We start from the raw sequence: 22,124 nt of genomic DNA, 5'->3' as shown, positions 1-22,124 counted from the left end.
GCGACCACACTACCCCACAGCCTTGAAATAGCGTGTTAGAGCAGCACTCTTCAAGTTCGACCATGCCTGTCGAGAAGGGTCGCCGGGCAGGCTTCGACTATCGTGTCGACAAGCACTTTTACTCCGTGCCCTACCAGTTTGCCCGAGAGCAGGGACGCGCAAATCACTGCCAACACGATCGAGATATTCTACGAGGGCGAATGGATCGCAGCTCACGGGTGATCGAGTGGCAAAGGCACCAAACGACGACACCGGAGCACATGCCGTCTTCGCATCGGCGGTTTGCCAACTGGACGATAGAGCACATTAGCCGCTAGGCGTCGGCAGCCGGTCTGGACGACGGTTTACTCTATGACCGCATTCTCGCCGACCGTTGCAGCCGGTTCTATAGACATCGAGGATGGTCCAAAAAGTCCCTATACCTCGACGGTCCGGGGGTGTCCTTAAAGGAAACTCAACACTGGAGCGACGCCATCATCAGTCGATAAGGCACGTCGAATATCGACGTCATGCTGAGCCGCTTCACACCTCAACTACGGCAGTCTTCCACAGATTAAAGGCATCGCTGCCTTACGCGGTGAGGGTGGGAAGAGGCTCCAAGGGCGTGGCTTTCGAGTTTCTCACGGTTGATGTAGGACCGAGGTTCTAGGCTTGAAAGAGACTTGCACCAACCGTGCAGGACACTATAGCGAGCCAGACGGACGCGGCCCGCTGAAGTACCATCATGTGTCGGTGGTTTCGCGCACCGACCCGCGTCAACCTGCCAATCAAACCCCAAATCATGGTGGCAATGCTCGCCAAGACAACGAAAATAACTAGCTTTGGCAGGAAGTCCGGTGCGATCGGCTGAGGCAGAAGAACAAGCCCAAACACGAGGGCCTTGGGGTTGAGCGCCGTTGTCACAAATATGCGTCGAGCGGTCACGCTGCAGTCCGCGACATCTTTTGTTGCCGCCACCCAAAGCTTGATTGCGAGATACATAACCCAAATCGCCGCCGCGGCCTTCAACATCAAACCGGTTTCGGGCCATCGACTGATCATCTCTCCCCCGAGCCACGTGAGGGGCACTATCATAGTGAGGTAACCGAGAAGTTCGGCAGGTAGTAGTCTTGCAACGACCCAGAAATTGTTGCGCGCCGATGCCAACCCCATCAACGTATTTGTCGGGCCGGGACTCAAAAGCAGGATAAACACCGCCGAGATATATGCTGGATAGCTCATTGCAGGTCGCTCGCAGCGGTAGTGTCTTCAGTCATTCCCGGTGGCGTTAAGCAGGTGTTTGCCCCTGGCTTTCCCTCAAGTCCAGCTGTCTGTCTCGTCGTAGTGAGGAATACTCGACTGGCTTCCAAGACGCGAACACGCAATCGCAGCGGCTTTTGCGGCTCGTCGCATTGCCGCGTCGAGCGAGAGACCTCGATCGAGAGCAGACGCGAGGACGCCTACAAAACAATCACCAGCTGCGGTCGTATCCACAGCGTCGACCCGTAGCGCCGGGACCGTTACGTCCTCGCCGTTGATGAAAGCTTCAGCTCCCTCTCCTCCCTTGGTGCGTAAGACGCCGGTGTTGAGAGCGCCGGACAACGATCTCGCGCTCGGCTCGCAATCAAGCCAACCAGAAAGAGCTTCCGCCTCGTCTTCGTTGACGATTAGGATATCGACGAGCGAGAGAAGGTCGCGATCCAGCCGGTAGGCCGGCGCCAGATTGAGGATCGATTTTGCGGAATGATTGAAAACCCGTCTGATCAAATTTTCGATCTGAACAGTGTCGCTTTCCATCTGCATGAGGACGTAATTTGCGTTACAAAGCAGCTCATCTTCAACGCCATTCGACTGGGCTGCCAGGTTGGCGCCTGCTGCTACCGCTATCATATTGCGGCCATCGGTATCGATCATTATAGCGGCGGAGCCAGTACGCTCCTCTAATCGAACCACACGGCTGATATCGACTTCGCGTTCCAGATTCTGGAGGGCAATGGGGGCCATCGCGTCGTTACCCACAGCACCGATCATCACGACATTCGCGCCATCCCGTGCGGCTGCGAGGGCTTGGTTAGCCCCCTTCCCTCCAGCCTCTGTTCGTGATCCGCGGGCTAAGACCGTCTGTCCAGCTTGAGGTATCTCGTCGACCAGATAAATGAGGTCAGCATTTATTGACCCGAACGTGACAATCATAATTTGAACCCTCGTTGCAGTTGGCGGGCGGCACTGAATTACGATCCAAGCGATCTACGTTTCCAACCTACGCTAAGATTGCCGTGATGATCGGTCACCTCTAATCCGTATCGCCGATGATCGGAATTGAGTTGTCTTTTAGAATCCATTTCTGTTTTTCTCAAGCTCAAAGAGTAACCTCGGCCCGGCCGACGGCTGACGCGTCTTCCGCCATTACAGAAAATTGCCGACCTTGATCACTGACGTCGAGCACTTATGGAAGCCTATTCCAGTTTAGAAACAAACCTTGTAAGCTTCGCAAAACAGGAGATTCAGGTTTGACCGTCGCAGCCGTATCACGATGCCTCACGCTTTTGGAAGTGCTGGCTGGAGAAGCAGGATCTATCGAGTTGTCCGATCTTGCCGGACGCCTCGATATGCCGGCCAGTGCGGTCCATCGCCTTTTGACTACCCTTATTAACCATGGTTGGGTTACCCAAGACGCCGCGAGTCAAAACTATGCCCTTTCTCTCCGTTTGAGCGCGTTGGCCTTCCGGAATCTCGATGCCCGGAACGTCCCCGACGTGGTCCAATCGGTCCTGAATCGGTTGGCTACGGAGACGCAAGAGTATTGCCGCTTAGCGATTCTGGAGGGTCGGGATTTGATATGGGTGGCACGCGCACAAGGTGCAACAACCGGCCTCCGATATGATCCGGACATGGGACAAGAGATCGTTCTTCACGCAACGGCAAATGGAAAAGCATGGCTTTCCACCCTACCCGAAGAACAGGCTCTGGAAATCATTTATTCTCGCGGTTTTACGGCCAAACGAAAGCTTGGGCCCAATTCTGCTCGGTCGATCGATGAACTCAGGGTCCGACTGAATGAAACCCGGGAGCGGGGCTTCGCAACCTCTGTCGAGGAGGGTGAGGCTGGTACCGCAGCAGTCGCGGTTCCCTTTCGAACGAGTTCTGATGCTGAAGCGCCGGTCGCTGGAACCATCTCCGTTGCGGGGCCTCTTATGCGCATAACCGAAGATCGTTGGCCCGACTTAGTCTGTTCCCTCAAAAAAGCTGCGGAAGAACTGAGCGACATCTGGCCTCTGCGAGTTCGTCAGCGAACCATGACGCCACTGATCGTAGCAACCGGCGCAGTGCTGTAGCTGCGCCTAAAGTTACTTTAACGCAGAACGCGGCCGGTTGGATCTGCAAGGATCGCCGGGCTCTGCCATTGCAGACCTCGTGATGTGTCCTCACAAAGCGGTTCTGCGCCTACCCGCACTCCTGATCGAACAGCTTGTCCAGTGCCAGTGCGCCAGCAACGCAGGCTGATTGGGAGCAAACTCACGTTAATGCTCTGCCTTCTACCGGACATCAGCCTCTTCTTCCTCCCTATATCACTACCCGATGTCCTGCCCCTAAAGCGCGCCTGACAAAATTTTCTACTAGATTCGAAAGGTGGTTTCGTTTTAGAAATCAGTTCCAATTAAGTGCGCAATTAGAGAGGGTTTGCGATGAGCGTAACAAGATGGGAGGACGATGCCACTCTGTGGCACGGTCCAGACTATGGCCCGGAGGCTTTGAAATACCACCCGGACGTCAAGTCGGCAGCCGTTGCAGGGCGCATCATCACCTGCGTCGAAATTGTGGACTGGAGCGGCACAGGCACGAAGGACATGCTGATTTCAGCATGGGACGCCTGTTATGACGGCCGTGTTTTTCTGCGCCGCCAGATCGGAACAAACTCCGACGGGACACCTGTTTTGGGTGAAGAGGAACTGGTCGACGGTGTGCGCGGCTACGTGACTGCCGTCAGGGACGGCGATACTTTCCACCTCGTCTCGACATCACGTCTGCGCAAGCAGATATACGTCTTTCCCAATATCGGCGTAAAGGGAGCCCCGAAATTCGGCGATCCCGTAAGGCTCGATCTCGAGGCCGACTGGGTCAAGGGCAATGAGTATTTCCACATGGCCCGCTTCCACGACATCGATGACGACGGCGTCGATGAGTTGATCGTCGGTAGCGACTACTGGAACGACTACTGGCCGAACGGCCTGGAATGGAATGATGAAGGGTATCGCGGATATGACGATGCCGGCCGCTGGCTGGGCGGTCCGCTACGCGGTTTCCTTTACGCCTTCAAGAACAGTGGCACGCTCGCGGCTCCCGTACTGGAAAAGGGGCATGCGCTCATCGCCGGCGAGACGCCGCTCGAAGTCTATGGCCAGCTTGCTCCGGCTTTCGGCCGCTTCGGTGCAGAGCGCCAGAGTGTGATAGCTGGCGAATTCTGGAATATCCTGCACATCGCAAGACAGCGCGAAGACGGAACCTTCGAGCCGACCAGCTTGATCCGCACGATCGATGACAAAGTTCTGGAACTCGAACAATGCATCCACCTGCCCTGTGTGGTGGATTGGGATGGCGACGGCCGCGAGGATATCCTTTACGGCGCTGAGGACGGCTATATCAGTTTCCTCAAAAACGTCGGCGATGGCGAGGACGGATTGCCGCGCTTCGAGCAGCGAGGCCGAATCGAGACTGAAAAGCCACTGATCCATGCCGGCATCCTGCCAAGCCCGGCTGCATATGATTTCAGCGGTGATGGGCACTACGACCTGGTTGTCGGCAACAGTACCGGCGAACTTCTCTTCTACCAGAGCCGGGAAAAGGACGGCACCATCTATCTCGACAAAGAAGTCATGCTGAAGGGCGGCGAGAAGCCGATCCGACTTGCGGCCGGTCTGACCGGTTCAATACAGGGGCCATCGGAAAAGATGTTCGGCTATTCCTGCCCGACACTGGCCGACTGGACGGGCGATGGCAGCATGGACATTCTCGTCAGCGACGTAACGGGAAGGCACCGTCTATTTCGCAATACCGGCGAAAAAACGATTCCGCCGCGCTTTGGCGAAGAGGAATTCCTCACATACAGGGGCAAGCCGCTGAAGACGGTCTGGCGGGTGAGGCCTGCAGTCGTCGACTGGCTCGGGGACAACGACCTTCACTATGTCGCATTGGATGAGGACGGCGTCCTCAGTGACTGGAGGAAAGCCTCGGATACCGAACTCATCGACAAGCGTTTCCTCCAATGGGAAGATGGTGACGCCATGCGCTTCACCGTGGATGTCGGCGGTGGACGCGGTCGTGTGAAGCTGTGCTTTTGCGATTGGGAAGGGACTGGTCGTACCGATCTGATCTTCGGCACCCATGCTCGCGCCTGCGTGCCGCCCGATCCGAAAACCGGCGCGCCGCGCAACACCACCAAGCAGGCCGGCCTCTTCTACGCGCGCAACATCGGGACACCGGAAGAGCCTCGTTTCGCATTGCCGGTTCCGATCAAACATCGGAACGAGACCATTCAAATGGCGATGCATGTCGCCTCTCCTGAAGTCGCCGATTGGGCTGGTCGCGGTGTGCTCGACCTTATCGTCGGCATCGAGGACGGCAGCATCGTCTGGCTCAAGCGCGAGGAACTGTCGTGGTAAACGGTGTCACTATTCGCGGCACGACCAGGCTGATCGGCATCATCGGTGATCCGATCGTCCAGGCCAAGTCGCCAGCGGCGGTCAATCCGCTCTTTGCGGCACGTGGAGCGGATATCGTCTCTGTCCCACTCCATGTTCCGGCAACAGATCTGGCTACGATCTGGGCCGGTCTGAAGGCTATGCCGAACCTCGTGGGGTTCGGCATCACCCTGCCCCACAAGCAGACCGCCATCGATCTATGCGATAGTCTTGACCCGGTTGCCGCCCGGGTCGGCGCTGTCAACTTTGTTCGGCGTGAACTTGACGGCACATTTCGGGGCTATCAATTCGATGGAAAAGGCTTCGTGCGGGGCCTGCAATCGAAAGGGGTCGCGATCAAGGGTCGCGACGCTCTCATCATTGGAGCGGGCGGTGCTTCGGTTGCCATAGCGTTTGCTTTGGTCGAGGCAGGAGCCGACAGCATCACGGTGTCCAACCGGACCTTTGATAAAGCCGAAGCGCTGGCGGAGACAGTGAACGCCGACTTTGGAAGGAAGGTTGCCAAGGCGGGCAAAGCCGAGCCGGAAGCGGGTCAGCTCGTCGTCAATGCCACGTCGCTCGGCCTTCAAGATTCGGACGCCCTGCCGCTCGATCCCGATCTTCTAAAACCGGGGATGACATTTGCTGAAGTCATTGCCCAGCCAGAGACGACCAGGCTTCTCGCGCTTGCTGCCAAAAAGGGTGTCGAGACCCATTCCGGGATGCACATGATCACTGGACAGGCCGACCTGACCGTTGACCATATCTGCGAGCTTTGGGCTTAGGTGCCAGGAAAATGTCTGATCGGCATGCCTGACCCGTCAGTATGCCGATCGCTTCCCGTCAAGCATCATTGGAAGGCAGAGCGTGAATCCTCTGGCGCTCGCTCGAACCAGTTCGGGACAATACCTGGATCTGAGAAACGACCAGTTCCTGCGGCTAGTTTCCTAGCATAGACACGCCATCTTTAACCCATCGTAGGGGTGACAGGCATGCCTGTCTCGGCTGCTTCGAGGATGGAGAGAGTTGCCGTGAGGGTACGCAAACCGTCTTCTCCGTCGATTAGTGGCGTCTCTCCACATTGGATGACGCGACAGAAATGTTCTAGTTGAGCAATGTAAGCCTCGTTCTGTTGAATGACGCGCGATTCACGCGAGATCGGCGATAGCCAACCTGGCTTTGCCTGATCAACGTAGCGCCAGATGAAAAGGTCTGGAAATTCAAGAGACCCCTCGGATCCAAGGAAACGGTAGGCATTCTCCCGTCCCTGGTAAATCAATGGGTTTTCTCCGGTCGCGGAATCCCAGGACCAAGGAGCGGGAGACGCATCGGAGGCCGTGATGGTCCCAATCGCACCGCCGCTGAATTTGAGCATGGCCACCACAGTGTCCTCGACCGAGTTTCCGCGCCCCTCGCTCGAAACGATTGCAGAGACTGTCTCAATCTCCCCGCAGAGATGTCGAAGAAGGTCGATCTCATGAATGAGATTGATCAGTACGGGCCCCGCACCCTTTTCCCGCCGCCAGGACACATCGAAGTAATCATCCGGCTTCTTGACGGACCAGAGCACGCTGACCGCGAGCAATCGGCCAATGTCGCCTTCGCTCAGAATCCTTCGTGTCTCCTTCACCACTGAGTTATGACGCCGATGATGGCCAACCAGGATGGAGGTCTCGTTGCGCTTGGCGAGGTCAACCAGCGTCCGAGCGTCAGCTACGGTGTCGGTTATTGGCTTTTCGATCAAAACCGCGACGCCTCGCTCGAGTGCGCGTGCAGCAGTCTGAAGATGGAGCTGCGTCGGCGTTGCGATGATAACGCCGTCGGGTTTGACGCGATCCAGCAGATCCTCAACCGAAGCGAAGCTGGGAACACCGAGCTCAACCCCGACTTTCGAAGCAACCGGTCCAGGATCGCTTATGCCGACCAGTTCGCAATTGCTGTAAGAGGCACAATATTTCGCATGGCGATAACCAATCCAACCTACCCCGATTACGCCGATCCGTGGTTTCCCAATAATCCCGCTCATTTCTGATTCCTCCCACCCTTGGATGAAAATGCTCATGCTTGCAAAATTCGAGGAACCTCTGCGATTGCACACGGCGGTCCGCCCGAGAGGGCATCGATGCGATCCGCGGCTTTCCATCGCCATAATTAGCCGCTTTTGCGAACAGGCCTCTACCGAGGCGGGCCAGGACTAGGCAAACCCTGATGTTGCAGTCTTAGACCTTTCTCTGGCCACCGAAGCCGGCCAACCTCGCCTGTCAACGACAGAGTGACGATAGCATCTTGTAAGTCTTGCCCTACAAACCCCAGATTTGTGGGATAGATATCCGGCATCCTCACTTGGTCGAGCAGTTCGCCCTGTGGTGAAACAACGGTTATACATCCCGTCACTAAGGTTGCGACGCAGATGTTACCAGAAGCTGCGACCTTCAGGCTGTCGAACCTCTGGAAGCCGTCAAGACCAACGACAAGCTCCCCTCCGCTTTGGCTCGGGAACGGCGTTCTCTCAACCACCCCCGGCTTCACTATCGCGTAGCTCCATAACCTGGCTGTTTCCATTTCGGCGACGTAGAGAGTCTTAAGATCGGGAGATAGACCAACTCCATTGGGTGTCAGGAGCGGAAACACCACTTTCTTTATCCAACTGCCATCGGCTCTTGCGTAAAATACACCACCGTGGTCGCGCTGGAACTCCCGAACCCTGCCCGTGTCGGTAAAATAAAATCCGCCGTTATTGTCGAAAACGATGTCGTTTGGGCCGCTAAGTGTCCGGCCGTCGCACCGGTCATACAAGGTATTCACCTCACCGGTAGCGATATCGACCCTTTGGACCAATCCACCGGAGTAATCAGGGGCAAGACCAACAGGTCGCAACCACTCACCCTCCTGCTTCCAGGAAAACCCTCCGTTATTGCAAACGTAGAGTGCTCCATCCGGGCCTAGAGCCATCCCATTAGGTCCGCCGCCGGTATGGGCCAATACTTCGTGTTTTCCGGCTCCGCTGATCCTAATGATTCTACCGGCACCGATCTCCACGACGGCAATCGAACCGTCAGGAAGTTCGACCGGTCCTTCGGGAAAGTGAAGTCCCGTCGCAATTATCTCAATGTCGGGTTTTGTCATTTGGTCTGCGATCATGAAACAGGGCCGACGTGCGACCTAACTGGTCGTTTCCACGTCCTCAGGCGCTCCACCATTGGTCGCTGATCGGTAGCCCGCCTCAAGCACGGCGAGCGCGCGCTCCGCTTCCAGCAGGCCTGCAACGGGAGGACGGCCGCTCGCTAAATCCGCCCAGCTGCGGCGAAGGAAGACTGGGTAATATTCGTCGGTATTGTACTCGATGTTCGTGGCAGAAGCCTTCTCCTGTTCGGGCGATTTGGCGTAGAATTGATCGGCATACCCGCGAATATAGCGTTCGCGATGAGCGAGCGAAAAGGCAAAATCCCGCTGATCGTCGGCGGTGGACGGATACAAATAGCCTGTCTCGATCACACCAATCTGTCCTGCGGCAGTTCGGCAGGTGAAGACAGCCTGTTCGTCGACAGTCACGTCAGGTCGATAGATCCGAACCTCTCCTGCAACACGGGTGATGGGACTTTGCGTGAGTGTCGAGATCAGGTCGATGAAGTGAATGCCAACATTGAGCATCGATCCACCTCCAGCGTGGTGCTTTTCCAGCATCCACGCGCATCCATTCCGCTCGTAACGGGCGACCGACCCCACAATGAACCTGAAGGACAAGTGTTGAAACCCGTCGGGCGTGAGCCCTGCGGCCGGTGATAAACGATCGGCCAGTTCACTTACGCGCTGGATAAAAGGCACACTAACGTAAACACCACGTTCTTCGGCTAAGCTGCGGATACGACGAACCTCCTGCAGATTGAGCCCGCACGGCTTCTCAATCAAGAAAGGCTTGCCCATGGCAATCAGCCGCTCAGCAAGTTTGACCATGTCGGAGTGTCGGCTCAATACAATGGCGAAGTCGAAGTCCGCATCCAGGAGCTCCTCATTGGAGCCGTAGAGCTTACAATCAAGCAGATCAGAAAAACGAGCACCGGCAAACGAAGCGCTGTCCGATATGCCAATTACCTCAACGCCCGGATCCTTCAGCGCAGGGATGTAAAGCGGAAAGTGCCAATGGCTGACGTCAAAAACTGCAATTTTCATCCCGACTCCATTTATTCCGGGTTCATCAATGGGAGGAGCTGTCGTTTACTCGATGGGACGAATGGACAACGGCAAACTGACATTTGACCGCTATCCAAGCGGCTCCTTGTGAAAAGCCTTCCATAATGCTATTGGAATAGCGTTCCGAAAAACCGAATATCGTGGTATCATGCGACTTGTCAAATCCCTTCTAGACCGCTGTTTCGACGTCATTACGCTGTTGAGCGAGAACGCCAGCGGGCTGTCACTGGGCGAAATCAGTCGCCGGCTGGATGTCCCGAAAAGCGCGGCGCACCGCCTGCTCAACAGTCTGTGTGACTTAGGTTGGGCCGAGCAGGACCCTGAGAACGGATTCTACCGACTTTCATTGCGCCTCGCCGTCGTGGGCCAGCGCCTGCTAGCTGGAACACGGATTCCCGACATCTGCCAACCGATTCTGGACCGGTTAGCGAGCAATACGAAGGGGCTCGGCAGGATTGCGATCCTTGACCCTGATGGTTTGACCTGGATATCCCATTCACAAGGGATGCGATCGGGCTTGATTTACCAGCCAGAACTCGTTGCAAAAGTTCCATTGCACACGACTGCTAACGGAAAAGCGTGGCTGGCAACACTGGATCGAGAGGAAGCGTTAGCAAGGGCCGTGGCGAGCGGACTAGGGCGAACAGACCTTGGTGGCCCGCGGGTTATCACCTCCAGGCAGACATTTTCCGCGGCTTTGGATGAGACCGAAGAACGAGGGTGGGCCACTGCGATTGAGGAAGCTGAACCGGGCGTCGCTGCTGTCGCTGCTGTCATTCGCGTCGGCGGTCAGGTTGTGGGAACGGTGAGCATCGCTGGACCGATTCACCACTTTTCACCGCTTGTACTGCCTCAATTGGCGGAACAGGTGAAGGCAACTGCTCAGGAACTTTCTCAACTCTGGCCCTATCGCATCGCGTCGGCTACCCCGCAAACGAGCCCATCACATCGGGCCCAAGTCATTGGCAATATTATATAATTGTATTTTATAGGCCACGGTGCAGTACATCTAACGCCGATGTCTGTTGACACCTGTCATCCTTAGTGGAATAACGTTCCGATAGTGATCGAGGAGATCGCGCTGGGTTAGGTGGCCGCCTCGTCGGCTGGTAGGAGGAAACAGTTGGCTAATGTTGAGCTGAAAGCCGTTCGCAAAGCTTACGGCGCCGTACGCGTGCTTCACGGCGTGTCTGTCGATATCAACGAAGGGGAGTTTGTAACCCTCGTTGGACCCTCGGGTTGCGGAAAATCAACTCTGTTGCGAATGATCGCGGGCCTTGAAAATATCACGGGTGGCGAGATCCAGATCGGCGGACGCACCGTTAACGACATCCCGCCGAAGGCGAGAGATATCGCCATGGTATTCCAAAATTATGCCCTCTATCCGCATATGACCGTTGCGGAAAACATGGGCTTTTCGCTGAAGCTCAAAAAGGCTCCGCGGGAGGAGCGAGAGATGCGCGTTCAGCGGGCAGCTGAAATCCTGAGCCTTACGAAGCTCCTCGATCGTTACCCTCGCGAACTTTCGGGCGGGCAGCGTCAGCGCGTGGCGATGGGTCGCGCGATTGTGCGCAATCCGCAAGTATTCCTGTTCGATGAGCCGCTCTCGAACCTTGACGCGAAACTGCGCGTACAGATGCGCGCTGAGATCAAGGAACTGCATCAGCGGCTCAAAACCACAACCGTTTACGTGACCCACGATCAGGTCGAAGCAATGACAATGGCCGATAAGATCGTTGTCATGCACGACGGTTACGTCGAGCAAGTCGGTGCGCCGCTTGAACTGTATGATTACCCTGCCAACGTATTTGTTGCTGGATTCATCGGATCGCCATCGATGAATTTTCTCAACGGGCGAGTGGAGGAAGGCCGGTTCGTTCTCGAGGATGGACACATGCTGCCTCTGCCTGCGGGCGTCGCCGATACGTCGGAAAAGGTGATCTACGGCGTGCGTCCTGAGCATCTCACGATCAGCGACGAGGGACTGCCTCTTACCGTGACCGTCGTCGAACCGACCGGTTCCGAGACCCAGATCATCGCTCGGCATGGCGCTCAAACTATCGTGTGCATATTCCGGGATCGGGTTCTTCCGAAAGTTGGCGAGACCATCACCGTGGCCCCGGATCTTTCACGCGTCCATCTCTTCAGCGAGAGCACTGGCAGGCGCTTGTCCTAACGACGCGACGCCTCCCACTCCGCCTGATACGGCCACAGGGGAATAGTAATCGAATGTCTATACCACCGCTTCAAGTCACCAATCAAAGCGCGACGCACCTGGCGAGTGACGTCGTGGATGACACTGACATCGTGAGCCGCTTTAGTTGGGCTCCCTTTGTATGGTTTACGCCCGCAATTTTGATCCTGTTTCTCGTGACGCTTTATCCGACGATCTTTGTGATCTGGTTGAGCTTCCAGAAAACCAAATACTACGAGCTCGTCGGCTTTACCGGTCTCACCAACTACACCGAAGTCCTGACCTCTTCCGAGTTCTGGGATACGACGATAATTTCTCTGACCTATGTTGGAGGGTCTCTGGCCGGCGCGATGATCCTCGGCCTGGGCTCAGCGTTGGTATTGAATAGGGCGGGCGTTACCGGTTCTACATTGCGGGTTTTTATCCTTTTCCCTTGGACGCTATCCATGTCGGTCGTCGGCAGCATCTGGCTGTGGCTCCTCAACCCTTCATTTGGGCCTGTGCCTTACGTGATCCAGAAACTGGGTATTGATCCGGGACTGATGTTAGGGGATCCGGGGATGGCATTGCCCCTCATCATCATCGTTACAGCCTGGTGGTCCTTTCCTTACGTCATGGTGATGGCGACAGCAGCCATGCAGTCCATTCCGAAAGAACTCTATGAAGCAGTTGAGATCGATGGCGGCGGGGCGTTTGTGAAGTTCCGTTATGTCACGTTCACGGAAATCCTTCCCACCTTGGGAAGCACCGCGCTGACGCTTTCCATCATGTACCTGACCTTGATGACGCTGATCATTGTCATGACCGGCGGAGGACCACTGGGGTCTACGACGACGCTCAGTTTCGAAGCTTTTCGTGGAACCGTTCAGGCGGTCAACATTGGGCCGACGGCTGTCGTGTCGATTGTCGTCCTGATCATCAATGTCGCCCTTGGTGCTCTTTACAGCCGGCTGACCGGCCGCGCTACCGGATAGGATCAGATATGAGTAACGCTCTCTCGAACCGATCAAACGGACAGATACCCGCGATCCTGGGTTCACTGCTTGTCGCGATTATCGTTCTTGGACCAGTGCTTTGGGCCTTTGCGACATCTTTCAAGACAGAAGTCGAAGCGGTTGTTATTCCGCCTACTCTTTGGCCAACGTCACCAACTTTGGATAACTACACCAAGGTCTTCAAGGACGCGGCCTTCTTCAGCGACCTTTGGAACTCTGTTGCCTACTCCGTTGGCGCCGTCATCATCGCTCTCCTCGTTGGAATTCCCGGAGGTTATGCCGCCGCACGTTTTTCCTTCAGGGGCAAGCGGACGTTGATGCTGGTGATACTCGGAACCTCGATGGTTCCAGGGGTCGCCCTGCTTGTTCCGACTTATTATCTGCTGGAAACGGTCGGCTTGCTCAACAGCGGTATTGTCATCACGATAATCCTATCCGCTCGCATTATCCCGCAGACCGTCTGGTTTATCGCCAATTTCGTCGAAGCCGTTCCAATTGAGATCGAGGATTCCGCTATGATCGATGGCGCGTCCCGGTTTCAAATCATCTGGGCTCTGATCTTGCCGCTAATACGTCCAGGCATAGCGGCCGTCGCGACGATTGGTATTGTGACAACGTGGAACGACTATATCACTGTGGCGGTTTTTGCGCCCGAGGTCGCAAAACGGACCCTCCAGGTGGCGCTTGTCAATCAGGTCTTCGACGCCGTCGGCATTTCCTGGTCCTACATGATGGCGTTTGTGATGGTCGCATCATCACCGGTTATCCTGATGTTCGGCTTCGTTCAAAAATGGTTCATCTCCGGCCTGACGGCAGGCGCCGTCAAAGGCTGATGACCGCCAACTTTTATACCAACTCGTTCAACATGGGAGGGAAACGCATGCAAACCATATCGAAACGGAAACTTATCAAATCATCCGCGGCACTAGCAATTGGTACCGCCATCCTCGCATTCGCTGCTCCGCAAGCCTTTGCCGAGAGCACGAAGATCATCTACCAGACGTTTCTCGATCCGAACAACGCGAAGGATCCCCGGTCTGCTGCTCAGACCAAGATGATCGACGCTTTCCAGGCAAAGAACCCGGACATCAAGATCGAGCTGCTTGTCGATCCGACCGGTGGAGCAGCAGCACGTGCTATCAAGTCCGGAAGCCAGACACCAGATGTGATCCGCGTCGTCGGCTTTGCGGTTTCCGAATTTGCGGCCACCGGAAATCTTCTCGAGCTTGACGATCTGGTCAAGAAGGAAGGCATTTCGGACGAGGATTGGCTCCTGCCGCTGTCGAGCACGAAGGTTACCGGAAAGCTTTACGCTCTTCCCCAGGACTTCCGTATTCCTATCCTCTTCTATCGCAAGAGTATGCTGGAAAAGGCCGGCGTAAATCCGCCGACGACCTGGGATGAGGTGTGTGCACTGGGCGACAAACTCGGCCAATCGGATACGATCCCGTTCGCAGTTCCGCTCGGAGCAACCGGTGGCCTTGGTGGCGCCCAGAGCCTCGGTGAATTCTTCCTGAGCACGATGTTGCCTGGAAACGGCGGCGAATACTTCACGCCTGAGGGGAAGATCGCGTTTTCCAAGGAGTCGTTTGTCAAGGCGGCGCAAACGATCAAAGACTTCTACACGAAATGCAAAGTCACGCCTCTTCGCAGCGCCCAGATGGGGTTCAATGAGTTGCATGACGCGCTCCGGTCCGGCAGTGCGGCGACCGCGGTGTTTGGTGTCTATCGCTACAAGACAGTGAAGCAGCAAGGCGGTGGTGACGATCTGGCCTGGGCTCCGGCGCCCGGTTATGCGGCAACCGACAAACAGACCGTGTACAGCTACAACATCGCCATCAACAAGAAGACCGCCAATCCGGATGCGGCCTGGACCTTCGTGAAGTTCATGGTGTCACCCGAAGCGCAGGCCTTCGCAGCGGAAGGTGGTGAAGTCGTGTCGCGCAAGTCGGCTTATACAGCGCCTTATTTCCAGGGCGATGCCGGCAAAGACCAGAAGGCATGGGCAGATCTGGTGGCACAGCGAGGTCAAACCGTGACCTACACTCCCATCCTGTCCACTTACCATACCATTCTCGGCGAAGCCTTCCAAAGAATGATCCTGAAAGACGGATCGCCCGCGGATGCCTACGATGAGTTGATCGAACGGTATGGTGCAGCACTCGCGAAGGCGCAGTAAGCCAAGCTCCTCGTAACAAGCCGGGATGGCGGGGATAGTAACCGCCATCCAGTTCCTTTCCGAGACGACCATCGACAGACGTCACCGGAATATAGACGACAAAAATTATTGGTTTGGGCGGCCTTAATTCTCGCTCAACGACGGTTGAAAGGCCGACGGGAGTGCTGTGCCATGCGATCTCAGATCGCGCGCGAACCGTAGGCCCATGAGCCACATTCAAACTGATGAAAGGCATCCGCCATGAGATATCGGTACCTTGGACGAACTGGAGTTCAGGTCAGCGAGTACATGCTGGGCACGATGAGCTACGGAACGGATGGGAATACTGACGAGAAAGAGTGTATAGACATCCTGCACAGTGCGCTTGATCGCGGCATCAACTTTATCGACACTGCCGACACTTACTCTCATGGTGAATCCGAGGAGATCGTCGGCAAAGCGATTGCAGGCCGGCGGGACAAAGTGGTGCTTGCGACCAAGTTTCGCCTGGCGGCCGGTGAGGGACGCAACGAACAAGGCGCGTCGCGCTACTGGATCATGAAGCAGGTGGAAAACAGCCTGCGACGGTTGAACACGGATCACATCGATCTCTATCAGATGCATCGGCCCGACCTTCAGGCCGATCTTGATGAAACACTCGGTGCTCTCGACGACTTGGTCACGCAGGGGAAAGTTCGCTACATCGGCTGCTCGACGATGCCGAGCTGGTATCTGGCGGAGACACAATCTGTAAGCCGATTGAACAAGACAGCGCGATTTATCAATGAAAGCTCGCCCTACTCTATTTTCCAGCGGGCCGCAGAGAGGGAAACCCTCCCCGCCGTCCAACACTACCGCATGGGTTTCACCGCCTGGAGCCCACTGAACGGCGGCTGGTTGACCGGCAAGTACAAGGCCGATGGCTCGGTGCCGTCAGGATCGAGGGCCGAGCGTGTAAAGGGGCAGTGGGGACAGCACTATCCGATCCTACAAACACGCTTCGACATGCAGCGCGAGGGTAACCGGCGAAAGCTGGAACTGCTCCCGGAACTCGAGCGCATTGCAACGGAGGCAGGTATGTCGCTTATGCACATGGCTCAGGCTTTCCCGCTTGCGCACGCTGCCGTGACGTCCGTGATCCTCGGTCCGCGCACCCTTGAGCAGTTCAACGTCATGGAAGCCGGGTTCAACGCCGTTCTTCAGTCCGCGACGCTTGACCGGATCGATGAACTAGTTCCTCCGGGAGCACTCATTGAAGAAGCCGACCGTGGCTACGTTTCTCCGTGGCTAGCGCCAGAGGTTCGTCGTCATGCGGGAACCGCTGCCTGAGACACGAACCGCCACCTTTCCTGCGACCCAGCAACGGTCCGAAAACAATGAATACTCAAAAAACCAAGAGGGGCCGATGACCAACATCGTCATCAACCACGCCACAGTGCGCGAGAGAGCAGATATGTTGACCTTCCTTCGTCTCTGCGTGGAGCGAGGACTGAAAACAGTATCCATATGGGGAGACGAAATCGCCAAGGTGGGTGAAACTGACGCTCTCTCCGTTTTGCGCGATTTCGGAATGACTGTCTCAGGATATAACCGTGTTGGGCCGTTGACAGCGGATTCCCTTGACCGCGTCGAGGCGGAACTCGAGCGAGCCGCCAGATTTGAGGCTGACCATGTCTTCCTTTTTACCGGGGGCTTTCAAGCCAATGAAAAGGATCTGGCGACAGCAAGACGAAGGGTCGAGGATTCAATCGGCAAAGTTCTCGACAGCGCACGAAAGATTGGCGTGAAACTCGCCATTGAGCCACTTCATCCCATGGTCACGGGCGATCGCGCCCTCATCTCCAGCCTCTCGCATGCAAATTCCATATGCGAAGCACTGGGGCCGGGCATCGGAGTGGTCGTCGATGTCTATCATTGCTGGTGGGACGAGCGACTGGCAGCCGAGATTGAGCGCGCGGGCGAAGCAGGCCGGCTTCTCGGTTTTCACGTAAACGACTGGCTGCTTCCGACACGGCATCTCCTGACCGATCGAGGCATGATGGGCGATGGGATCATAGACCTGCGCGGAATCTACTCGATGGTCCGAAGTGCCGGATATAAGGGAGCGGTCGAGGTGGAGATCTTCTCCACCGACTGGTGGTCTCGCGACCCGGCGGAGGTGATCGATATTGCGATCGATCGCTGTCGCAGCCTGTTCAGGGCGGAATAAAATCATGCACGTTAATATTCCTAACCTCAACGGCAACTCGCGTATCTACGCCGTGTTTGGCGACCCAATATATCAGGTACAGACGCCGCGGCTGATCAACCCGATCTTTGCGGCCGCCGAGGTGAACATCTACGCGGTGCCATTCCTGATAACCGCCGAGCACTTCGCGACGGCATGGGATTGTTTCTCCGCCATCCCCAACCTCTGCGGTATCAGCACCACGGTGCCTCACAAGGTTGCGGCGGCCAAAAGGTGCTCAACGCTCACCCCAACGGCGAAGGCAGTCGGCGCCGTCAACTGCGTCCAGCGCGGAGAGGACGGCCAGATGAACGGTGCGCTCTTCGATGGCGTGGGCTTCGTTGAAGGACTGGGAGGGGCGAAATCCCGACTGCGCGGCGCCCGCGTGCTGATTGTCGGAGCAGGGGGAGCAGGCCGCGCGATCGCCTTCGCGCTGGCTGAAGAAGGCGTAAGCAAGATTAACCTCATGGACCTCTCGGCTGAATCCGTCGCCTTCACTGCGGCTATGGTCAATACCGTTCGTGGTGAAGAATGCGCGGTTGCCGTCGATGGATCAGCAGGTTGGGACTACGATATCGTCATCAATGCATCTCCGATCGGCGTCAAGGGAGATAGCATATTTCCCATGCCGGCTGACGCGATACGGCCCGAAATGCTCATAGCAGACATCGCCAGCTTAAGCAGCGAGACAGCCTTATTGTCCGCTGCCAAGGCAGCCGGCGCGACGGTGTCCGACGGGAATGACATGCTGCTTGCACAAATCCGCCTGATGGCAGGCTTTGCCGCAGGTTTGCCGGCAGGAACTGCGCTTTAAACACCTAACAAAGAGCGAAAGAGTACATCATGAGAATCCAGGCCCAGGGCATTGTCCCCGTCATGCTTACCCCTTTTACGCCGGACAACCGGATCGATTGGCAAGGTCTTGAACAACTCGTGGAATGGTATATCGTCAATGGTGCAGATACGCTCTTTGCTGTTTGCCAGTCCAGCGAGATGCAGAAGCTGTCGCTGGAAGAGCGCGTTGAGCTTTCCAAACAGGTTGTCTCGCTCGCTGCAGGGCGTGTGCCGGTCATCTCATCGGGACACATTAGCGACAGCCGCGATGACCAGCGCGCCGAACTGGTGGCGATGGCCGAAACCGGGATCGACGCGCTTGTCCTGGTCAGCAACAGGCTCGACACAAAAAATGAAGGAACCGAAGTATTTCGCTCCAGCCTCGACGCCATCTTGAGCTGGCTCCCGAGCGACCTGGCCCTCGGTCTGTACGAATGCCCGGCTCCGTATCGCCGTCTTTTGAGCGATGACGAGTTCAAGCTGTGCCGTGACACGGGCCGCTTCGTAACGCTGAAAGACGTCTCGTGCGATCTCGAAACCGTCAAGCGGCGCGTCGCACTCTCCGGCGATTCCGGCTTTGCGATCGTCAATGCCAATGCGGCCATCGCCGCAGCCGCTATGCGGGCGGGTTCAAAGGGCTTCTCTGGCGTCTTCACCAACATTCACCCTGACCTCTACGCGTGGCTTTACAAGCACGCTTCGGAAGAAAACGATCTGCGCCGCGAACTTGAAAACTTCCTCGCGCTCGCAGCGATGGCTGAGCCGATGGGATATCCTGGTCTTGCCAAGGTTTGGCACAAGCGCCTTGGCACGTTTGAGAGCATCTATTCTCGTGTGACGGATTATGACATTGCCGAGCGGCATTGGGCGGTCATGAATCTTCTGGACCATATCCAGCTGGGGACGGAGAGGTTTCGCGAGCGGATCAAGCAGGCGTCCTGAGGATAGTGGCCGGCGGATTTGCTCCGAACGACATATGTCGCCGAGGGCGTCTAAGTTCAAAGCACTGATCGTCGGATGGCCGGATACCTTCATCGTTAAGGCGGCGTCGTTAAAATGACCAAGAGGCAGTCATGAATTCTATGCTAGCAACCACTGACATAAATGCATTGGCCCATCAGCTATGCAGCCTCCGTCAAAACGGAAGCAAGGTTCTGACAGGTCAGCTCGTCTCAGTGCCCGTGGCACTTGAGGATGCGATCGACGTACAGCGCCAGTTATCGACGCTTGAGGGGGCAGACCTGAGCGCGTGGAAGGTAGCCAAATCGCCCAGCGGCGACTCCGTCGCCGCTCCACTTCATCCCTATCTGGATAATCCTCCCCGTGCAGTTCTGACTTGGCGTAAGGGCATGAAAATCGAGGTGGAAATTGCCGTTGAGCTTTGCCGGGATCTGCCTCTTCGCACCGATAGAACCTATGAGCGGGCCGACATCGAGGCCGCTATTTCCAACGCCTATCTAGGCGCTGAACTGGTTTGGAGCGGTATTTCGGAGGGGGGCGAAATATCATTCCTGGCATTCTTGGCAGACCGACTGGGGAACTCGGGCTACGTAAAGGGCCCTTCCCTATCATTAGCAACCCTTCGACCCGGTTCAAGTTTGCCGCTAACGATTTCGTTCGACGAGAACGTCGTTTTTGACGCAACGGCACAGCATCCCACTAAAGACGTGCTGACTTGGCTTCGCGACTACGCAAACGATCTATCGAGGCCTGACGCATCGCTCAGAGCGGGCTCAATTATCACGACAGGAAGCTTCTGTGGCGCAATCGAAATTGCCGGTTCTTGCGACGTCAACATAAAAGTCGCGGGAGACGTTTCGCTACACCTCGCACTCTCATAAGTCGGATCCGTCGGGCCAAGAAGGGCACTGAAATGAGAAAATTAAATCCCAGCTTCACCGTGAACACCTACTCGTACACAAGCCGCTTCTCGGCGGTGGAATGCTTGCGCCATGTTTCGGATATGGGTTTTTCCGGTTTCGAAATGATGCTGATACCAGGCCATTTTTGGCCCAGCACCGCTACAGTTGCTGAGCGCAAAGCAATCAAAGATCTGCTTAACGAACGAAACATCCGGATCTACACGCTCAATCAGCCAAACCTGGACGTTAATCTAGCAGCCCTGACACCGGAATGCCGAAAATACTCCTGCGATGTTGTCGCTTCTGCGCTTGAAGTCGCGGCTGACTGGGGCGCTATCGGGGTCGTCGTCAACCCCGGCAAGACGAACCCCGTTTTCCCCGCGAGTTCCGATAAACTTACCGAATGCTTCCAATCCTCGCTGGACACATTGGTGAAACGTGCGGCGGACCTGCAGGTCAAGCTGATCGTTAAGAATCATCCTTTGTCATGGCTTTACAGAGGAGCAGACCTTCTGTCGTTTTTTGATCGCTACGGATGGACGAGCATCGGATTGGGATACGATGTCGCGAACGCGGCATTCGGACATGACTCGACGTTAGACGCTCTTCCCCAATTGAAAGAGCATCTGCTGGCCGTCTACGTTGCGGACACGCCGCTGGAAGAGTTTCGCCATGACCCAGTCGGCGGAGGTGCGGTGTCCTTCGAACCTATCGCCAAGGTTCTCGACACCATCGATTATCGCGGCCCATCGATTTTCGAAATCGTTTCAGCTGATCCCGACGAGGCGCTCCTAAGCAGCGCGTCCTTGCTGACGCCGTTCTGGCAGACGAGATCAGATCCCTTCGCAAATGCCGTCGGAGAGAACCGCTCATAAATATCACGTGATTGGCAGTGAAACGCCGCCCACGGATGCCAATTCAATGAAGCTGGAGCGTCGCGCTTAGGCGATGAGGAGATACCATGATCATCAATACTTTTTCATACCTCTGGAAATCCACCGCAGTAGACGCAATGTGCGAACTAACCAAGCACCGCTTCACGGAGTTTGAGGTTCCCATCGGATCACCGCATTGCTGGCCAGACGAAATGTCGCCAAAGACGCGTTCCGATGCAAGAGAGCGTTTGAAGGACCACGGAGCGAGCGTAAGGTCGCTGAATGCTGGCGGCTACGATATCAATCTAGCTAGCCCCGGCGCAAACATGAGGCGCAAAAGCGTTGACCATATCAAAGACGTCATCGAACTCGCAGTCGATTGGGCAGTGACGGACGTAGTCATCTCTCCCGGTACGCGTCGACCGATGATATCCCCTACGCTCGAGCAGGCCTACAGGTGGTTCTCGGAAAGTCTTGACGTGCTCCTCCCGGTCGCGGAGCAGGCGGGCGTTCATCTACTCGTTGAGAATACCCCATATTGCTGGACGCCCACAATCGGCGAGCTCGTAGACCTCGTAAAGAAGATCAAAAGCGACAATGTGAGTATCGTCTATGATGTCGCGAACGCCGCATATATTGGCGAGGATCCTGTGGCAGCGCTGCTTTCTCATCACTCTTACATTGGTCTGGTACATATCTCGGACACGGGCACGGACGTGTGGGGTCATGATCCGATCGGTACGGGCATCATAGATTTCGAGAGCCTTGGACGCGCCGTGGATTCGGTCTTCAATGTCGACCGCGTCGTTCTAGAGGTCATTCGGGAAGAAGAACCACTACTGGAAATCAACAACGCGATTCAGGAGCTCAAAAAGCGTGGCTGGAGCCTCGATTGATGTAGTGCCGTTTTGCAATCATGTTTGGCGCACGAGTTCCGCGTCGGGATGGCAAAGCTCGCCCATAACTCATCTCAAGCGACGGGTGCCGTACCGTAACGGTGCGTTCGAGGGAGAGACGGGCTTTGCAGATGCAACTCCTCCGGCAGCATGAAACATCATCACGCACGTCTAGAATCTAATTGTGATTTGGAAGTGAATTCCATATTAATTACTAACAACAATCGGAGAACCG

Annotated in this window: 20 protein-coding genes and 1 pseudogene; 16 read left to right on the top strand and 5 right to left on the bottom strand. The window is 56.1% G+C overall.

Annotated elements, in window-relative coordinates; all coding sequences use genetic code 11:
- Positions 1-74: 74 nt before the first annotated feature.
- A pseudogene (locus CFBP5499_RS26790) lies at positions 75-314 on the top strand (Mu transposase domain-containing protein); the annotation flags it as partial.
- Positions 315-645: 331 nt separating this feature from the next.
- On the opposite strand, the gene CFBP5499_RS26785 reads toward CFBP5499_RS26790, so the two are convergent.
- Positions 646-1,221 (bottom strand): LysE family translocator, encoded by a 576-nt coding sequence (locus tag CFBP5499_RS26785; RefSeq protein WP_080830595.1) that lies wholly within the window; start codon positions 1,219-1,221, stop codon positions 646-648.
- 75 nt (positions 1,222-1,296) lie between these two features.
- Positions 1,297-2,172 (bottom strand): ribokinase, encoded by an 876-nt coding sequence (locus CFBP5499_RS26780; protein ID WP_080830594.1) that lies wholly within the window; start codon positions 2,170-2,172, stop codon positions 1,297-1,299.
- 317 nt (positions 2,173-2,489) lie between these two features.
- Between CFBP5499_RS26780 and CFBP5499_RS26775 the strand changes: the two genes are divergently transcribed.
- The 3 genes from CFBP5499_RS26775 (at position 2,490) to CFBP5499_RS26765 (ending at position 6,442) form a co-directional block, all read left to right on the top strand.
- The gene (locus CFBP5499_RS26775) at positions 2,490-3,314 is read left to right on the top strand and encodes an IclR family transcriptional regulator (RefSeq protein WP_080830593.1); all 825 of its coding nucleotides are present in this window, start codon (positions 2,490-2,492) and stop codon (positions 3,312-3,314) included.
- Between the two features lie 351 nt (positions 3,315-3,665).
- A complete protein-coding gene (locus CFBP5499_RS26770) occupies positions 3,666-5,639 on the top strand; it encodes an FG-GAP repeat domain-containing protein (RefSeq protein ID WP_080830592.1) in 1,974 nt (657 codons plus the stop codon).
- Entirely contained in the window at positions 5,633-6,442 is an 810-nt protein-coding gene (locus CFBP5499_RS26765) for a shikimate dehydrogenase family protein (RefSeq protein WP_233284264.1), read from the top strand. Before CFBP5499_RS26770 ends, CFBP5499_RS26765 begins: the two co-directional genes overlap by 7 nt.
- Before the next feature lie 182 nt (positions 6,443-6,624).
- Here CFBP5499_RS26765 and CFBP5499_RS26760 read toward each other — a convergent pair whose 3' ends face one another.
- The 3 genes from CFBP5499_RS26760 to CFBP5499_RS26750 form a co-directional block, all read right to left on the bottom strand.
- Complete coding sequence (locus CFBP5499_RS26760; RefSeq protein WP_158523311.1) at positions 6,625-7,719, bottom strand: Gfo/Idh/MocA family protein; 1,095 nt, start codon at positions 7,717-7,719, stop codon at positions 6,625-6,627.
- A 113-nt stretch (positions 7,720-7,832) separates the two neighbouring features.
- Positions 7,833-8,783: an SMP-30/gluconolactonase/LRE family protein gene (locus CFBP5499_RS26755; RefSeq protein WP_233284263.1), complete on the bottom strand. Its 951-nt coding sequence runs from the start codon at positions 8,781-8,783 to the stop codon at positions 7,833-7,835.
- Between the two features lie 36 nt (positions 8,784-8,819).
- On the bottom strand, positions 8,820-9,827 hold the full coding sequence (locus CFBP5499_RS26750) for a Gfo/Idh/MocA family protein (RefSeq protein WP_080830589.1): 1,008 nt from the start codon (positions 9,825-9,827) through the stop codon (positions 8,820-8,822).
- A 169-nt stretch (positions 9,828-9,996) separates the two neighbouring features.
- Between CFBP5499_RS26750 and CFBP5499_RS26745 the strand changes: the two genes are divergently transcribed.
- The 12 genes from CFBP5499_RS26745 to CFBP5499_RS26690 all read left to right on the top strand — a co-directional run bounded on the left by CFBP5499_RS26745 (position 9,997) and on the right by CFBP5499_RS26690 (position 21,889).
- On the top strand, positions 9,997-10,827 hold the full coding sequence (locus CFBP5499_RS26745) for an IclR family transcriptional regulator (protein ID WP_080830588.1): 831 nt from the start codon (positions 9,997-9,999) through the stop codon (positions 10,825-10,827).
- A 144-nt stretch (positions 10,828-10,971) separates the two neighbouring features.
- On the top strand, positions 10,972-12,024 hold the full coding sequence (locus CFBP5499_RS26740; protein ID WP_080830587.1) for an ABC transporter ATP-binding protein: 1,053 nt from the start codon (positions 10,972-10,974) through the stop codon (positions 12,022-12,024).
- A 53-nt stretch (positions 12,025-12,077) separates the two neighbouring features.
- Positions 12,078-13,016 carry a carbohydrate ABC transporter permease gene (locus CFBP5499_RS26735; protein ID WP_080830586.1) on the top strand — a complete coding sequence of 313 codons (939 nt, stop codon included), beginning with the start codon at positions 12,078-12,080 and terminating at the stop codon, positions 13,014-13,016.
- A gap of 8 nt (positions 13,017-13,024) precedes the next feature.
- Positions 13,025-13,870 carry a carbohydrate ABC transporter permease gene (locus CFBP5499_RS26730; RefSeq protein ID WP_080830585.1) on the top strand — a complete coding sequence of 282 codons (846 nt, stop codon included), beginning with the start codon at positions 13,025-13,027 and terminating at the stop codon, positions 13,868-13,870.
- A 47-nt stretch (positions 13,871-13,917) separates the two neighbouring features.
- Entirely contained in the window at positions 13,918-15,216 is a 1,299-nt protein-coding gene (locus CFBP5499_RS26725) for an ABC transporter substrate-binding protein (RefSeq protein ID WP_158523310.1), read from the top strand.
- 240 nt (positions 15,217-15,456) lie between these two features.
- The gene (locus tag CFBP5499_RS26720) at positions 15,457-16,524 is read left to right on the top strand and encodes an aldo/keto reductase (RefSeq protein ID WP_080830583.1); all 1,068 of its coding nucleotides are present in this window, start codon (positions 15,457-15,459) and stop codon (positions 16,522-16,524) included.
- Positions 16,525-16,600: 76 nt separating this feature from the next.
- On the top strand, positions 16,601-17,404 hold the full coding sequence (locus CFBP5499_RS26715; RefSeq protein WP_158523309.1) for a sugar phosphate isomerase/epimerase family protein: 804 nt from the start codon (positions 16,601-16,603) through the stop codon (positions 17,402-17,404).
- Positions 17,405-17,408: 4 nt separating this feature from the next.
- A complete protein-coding gene (locus tag CFBP5499_RS26710) occupies positions 17,409-18,236 on the top strand; it encodes a shikimate dehydrogenase family protein (protein ID WP_080830581.1) in 828 nt (275 codons plus the stop codon).
- Between the two features lie 29 nt (positions 18,237-18,265).
- Positions 18,266-19,198, top strand: coding sequence for a dihydrodipicolinate synthase family protein (locus CFBP5499_RS26705; RefSeq protein ID WP_080830580.1), 933 nt, complete (start codon positions 18,266-18,268; stop codon positions 19,196-19,198).
- A gap of 131 nt (positions 19,199-19,329) precedes the next feature.
- Complete coding sequence (locus tag CFBP5499_RS26700) at positions 19,330-20,097, top strand: hypothetical protein (protein WP_080830579.1); 768 nt, start codon at positions 19,330-19,332, stop codon at positions 20,095-20,097.
- A gap of 32 nt (positions 20,098-20,129) precedes the next feature.
- A complete protein-coding gene (locus tag CFBP5499_RS26695) occupies positions 20,130-20,993 on the top strand; it encodes a sugar phosphate isomerase/epimerase family protein (RefSeq protein WP_080830578.1) in 864 nt (287 codons plus the stop codon).
- 86 nt (positions 20,994-21,079) lie between these two features.
- On the top strand, positions 21,080-21,889 hold the full coding sequence (locus CFBP5499_RS26690; RefSeq protein WP_080830577.1) for a sugar phosphate isomerase/epimerase family protein: 810 nt from the start codon (positions 21,080-21,082) through the stop codon (positions 21,887-21,889).
- Positions 21,890-22,124: the final 235 nt, after the last annotated feature.

The sequence above is a fragment of the Agrobacterium tumefaciens genome, from assembly GCF_005221325.1.
In the GTDB taxonomy this organism is placed as follows: domain Bacteria; phylum Pseudomonadota; class Alphaproteobacteria; order Rhizobiales; family Rhizobiaceae; genus Agrobacterium.
The sequence above is the reverse complement of the archived record's forward strand: the minus strand, read 5'-3'. Positions and strand labels throughout refer to the sequence as shown.

Bases quoted from the DNA above. Each gene is read 5' to 3' on its own strand.
- CFBP5499_RS26720 (WP_080830583.1), top strand. From the start codon at position 15,457: ATGAGATATCGGTACCTTGGACGAACTGGAGTTCAGGTCAGCGAGTAC.
- CFBP5499_RS26745 (WP_080830588.1), top strand. From the start codon at position 9,997: ATGCGACTTGTCAAATCCCTTCTAGACCGCTGTTTCGACGTCATTACG.
- CFBP5499_RS26780 (WP_080830594.1), bottom strand. From the start codon at position 2,172: ATGATTGTCACGTTCGGGTCAATAAATGCTGACCTCATTTATCTGGTC.
- CFBP5499_RS26735 (WP_080830586.1), top strand. From the start codon at position 12,078: ATGTCTATACCACCGCTTCAAGTCACCAATCAAAGCGCGACGCACCTG.
- CFBP5499_RS26700 (WP_080830579.1), top strand. From the start codon at position 19,330: ATGAATTCTATGCTAGCAACCACTGACATAAATGCATTGGCCCATCAG.
- CFBP5499_RS26695 (WP_080830578.1), top strand. From the start codon at position 20,130: ATGAGAAAATTAAATCCCAGCTTCACCGTGAACACCTACTCGTACACA.
- CFBP5499_RS26705 (WP_080830580.1), top strand. From the start codon at position 18,266: ATGAGAATCCAGGCCCAGGGCATTGTCCCCGTCATGCTTACCCCTTTT.
- CFBP5499_RS26730 (WP_080830585.1), top strand. From the start codon at position 13,025: ATGAGTAACGCTCTCTCGAACCGATCAAACGGACAGATACCCGCGATC.
- CFBP5499_RS26770 (WP_080830592.1), top strand. From the start codon at position 3,666: ATGAGCGTAACAAGATGGGAGGACGATGCCACTCTGTGGCACGGTCCA.
- CFBP5499_RS26715 (WP_158523309.1), top strand. From the start codon at position 16,601: ATGACCAACATCGTCATCAACCACGCCACAGTGCGCGAGAGAGCAGAT.
- CFBP5499_RS26725 (WP_158523310.1), top strand. From the start codon at position 13,918: ATGCAAACCATATCGAAACGGAAACTTATCAAATCATCCGCGGCACTA.
- CFBP5499_RS26690 (WP_080830577.1), top strand. From the start codon at position 21,080: ATGATCATCAATACTTTTTCATACCTCTGGAAATCCACCGCAGTAGAC.
- CFBP5499_RS26760 (WP_158523311.1), bottom strand. From the start codon at position 7,719: ATGAGCATTTTCATCCAAGGGTGGGAGGAATCAGAAATGAGCGGGATT.
- CFBP5499_RS26785 (WP_080830595.1), bottom strand. From the start codon at position 1,221: ATGAGCTATCCAGCATATATCTCGGCGGTGTTTATCCTGCTTTTGAGT.
- CFBP5499_RS26750 (WP_080830589.1), bottom strand. From the start codon at position 9,827: ATGAAAATTGCAGTTTTTGACGTCAGCCATTGGCACTTTCCGCTTTAC.
- CFBP5499_RS26710 (WP_080830581.1), top strand. From the start codon at position 17,409: ATGCACGTTAATATTCCTAACCTCAACGGCAACTCGCGTATCTACGCC.
- CFBP5499_RS26755 (WP_233284263.1), bottom strand. From the start codon at position 8,783: ATGACAAAACCCGACATTGAGATAATTGCGACGGGACTTCACTTTCCC.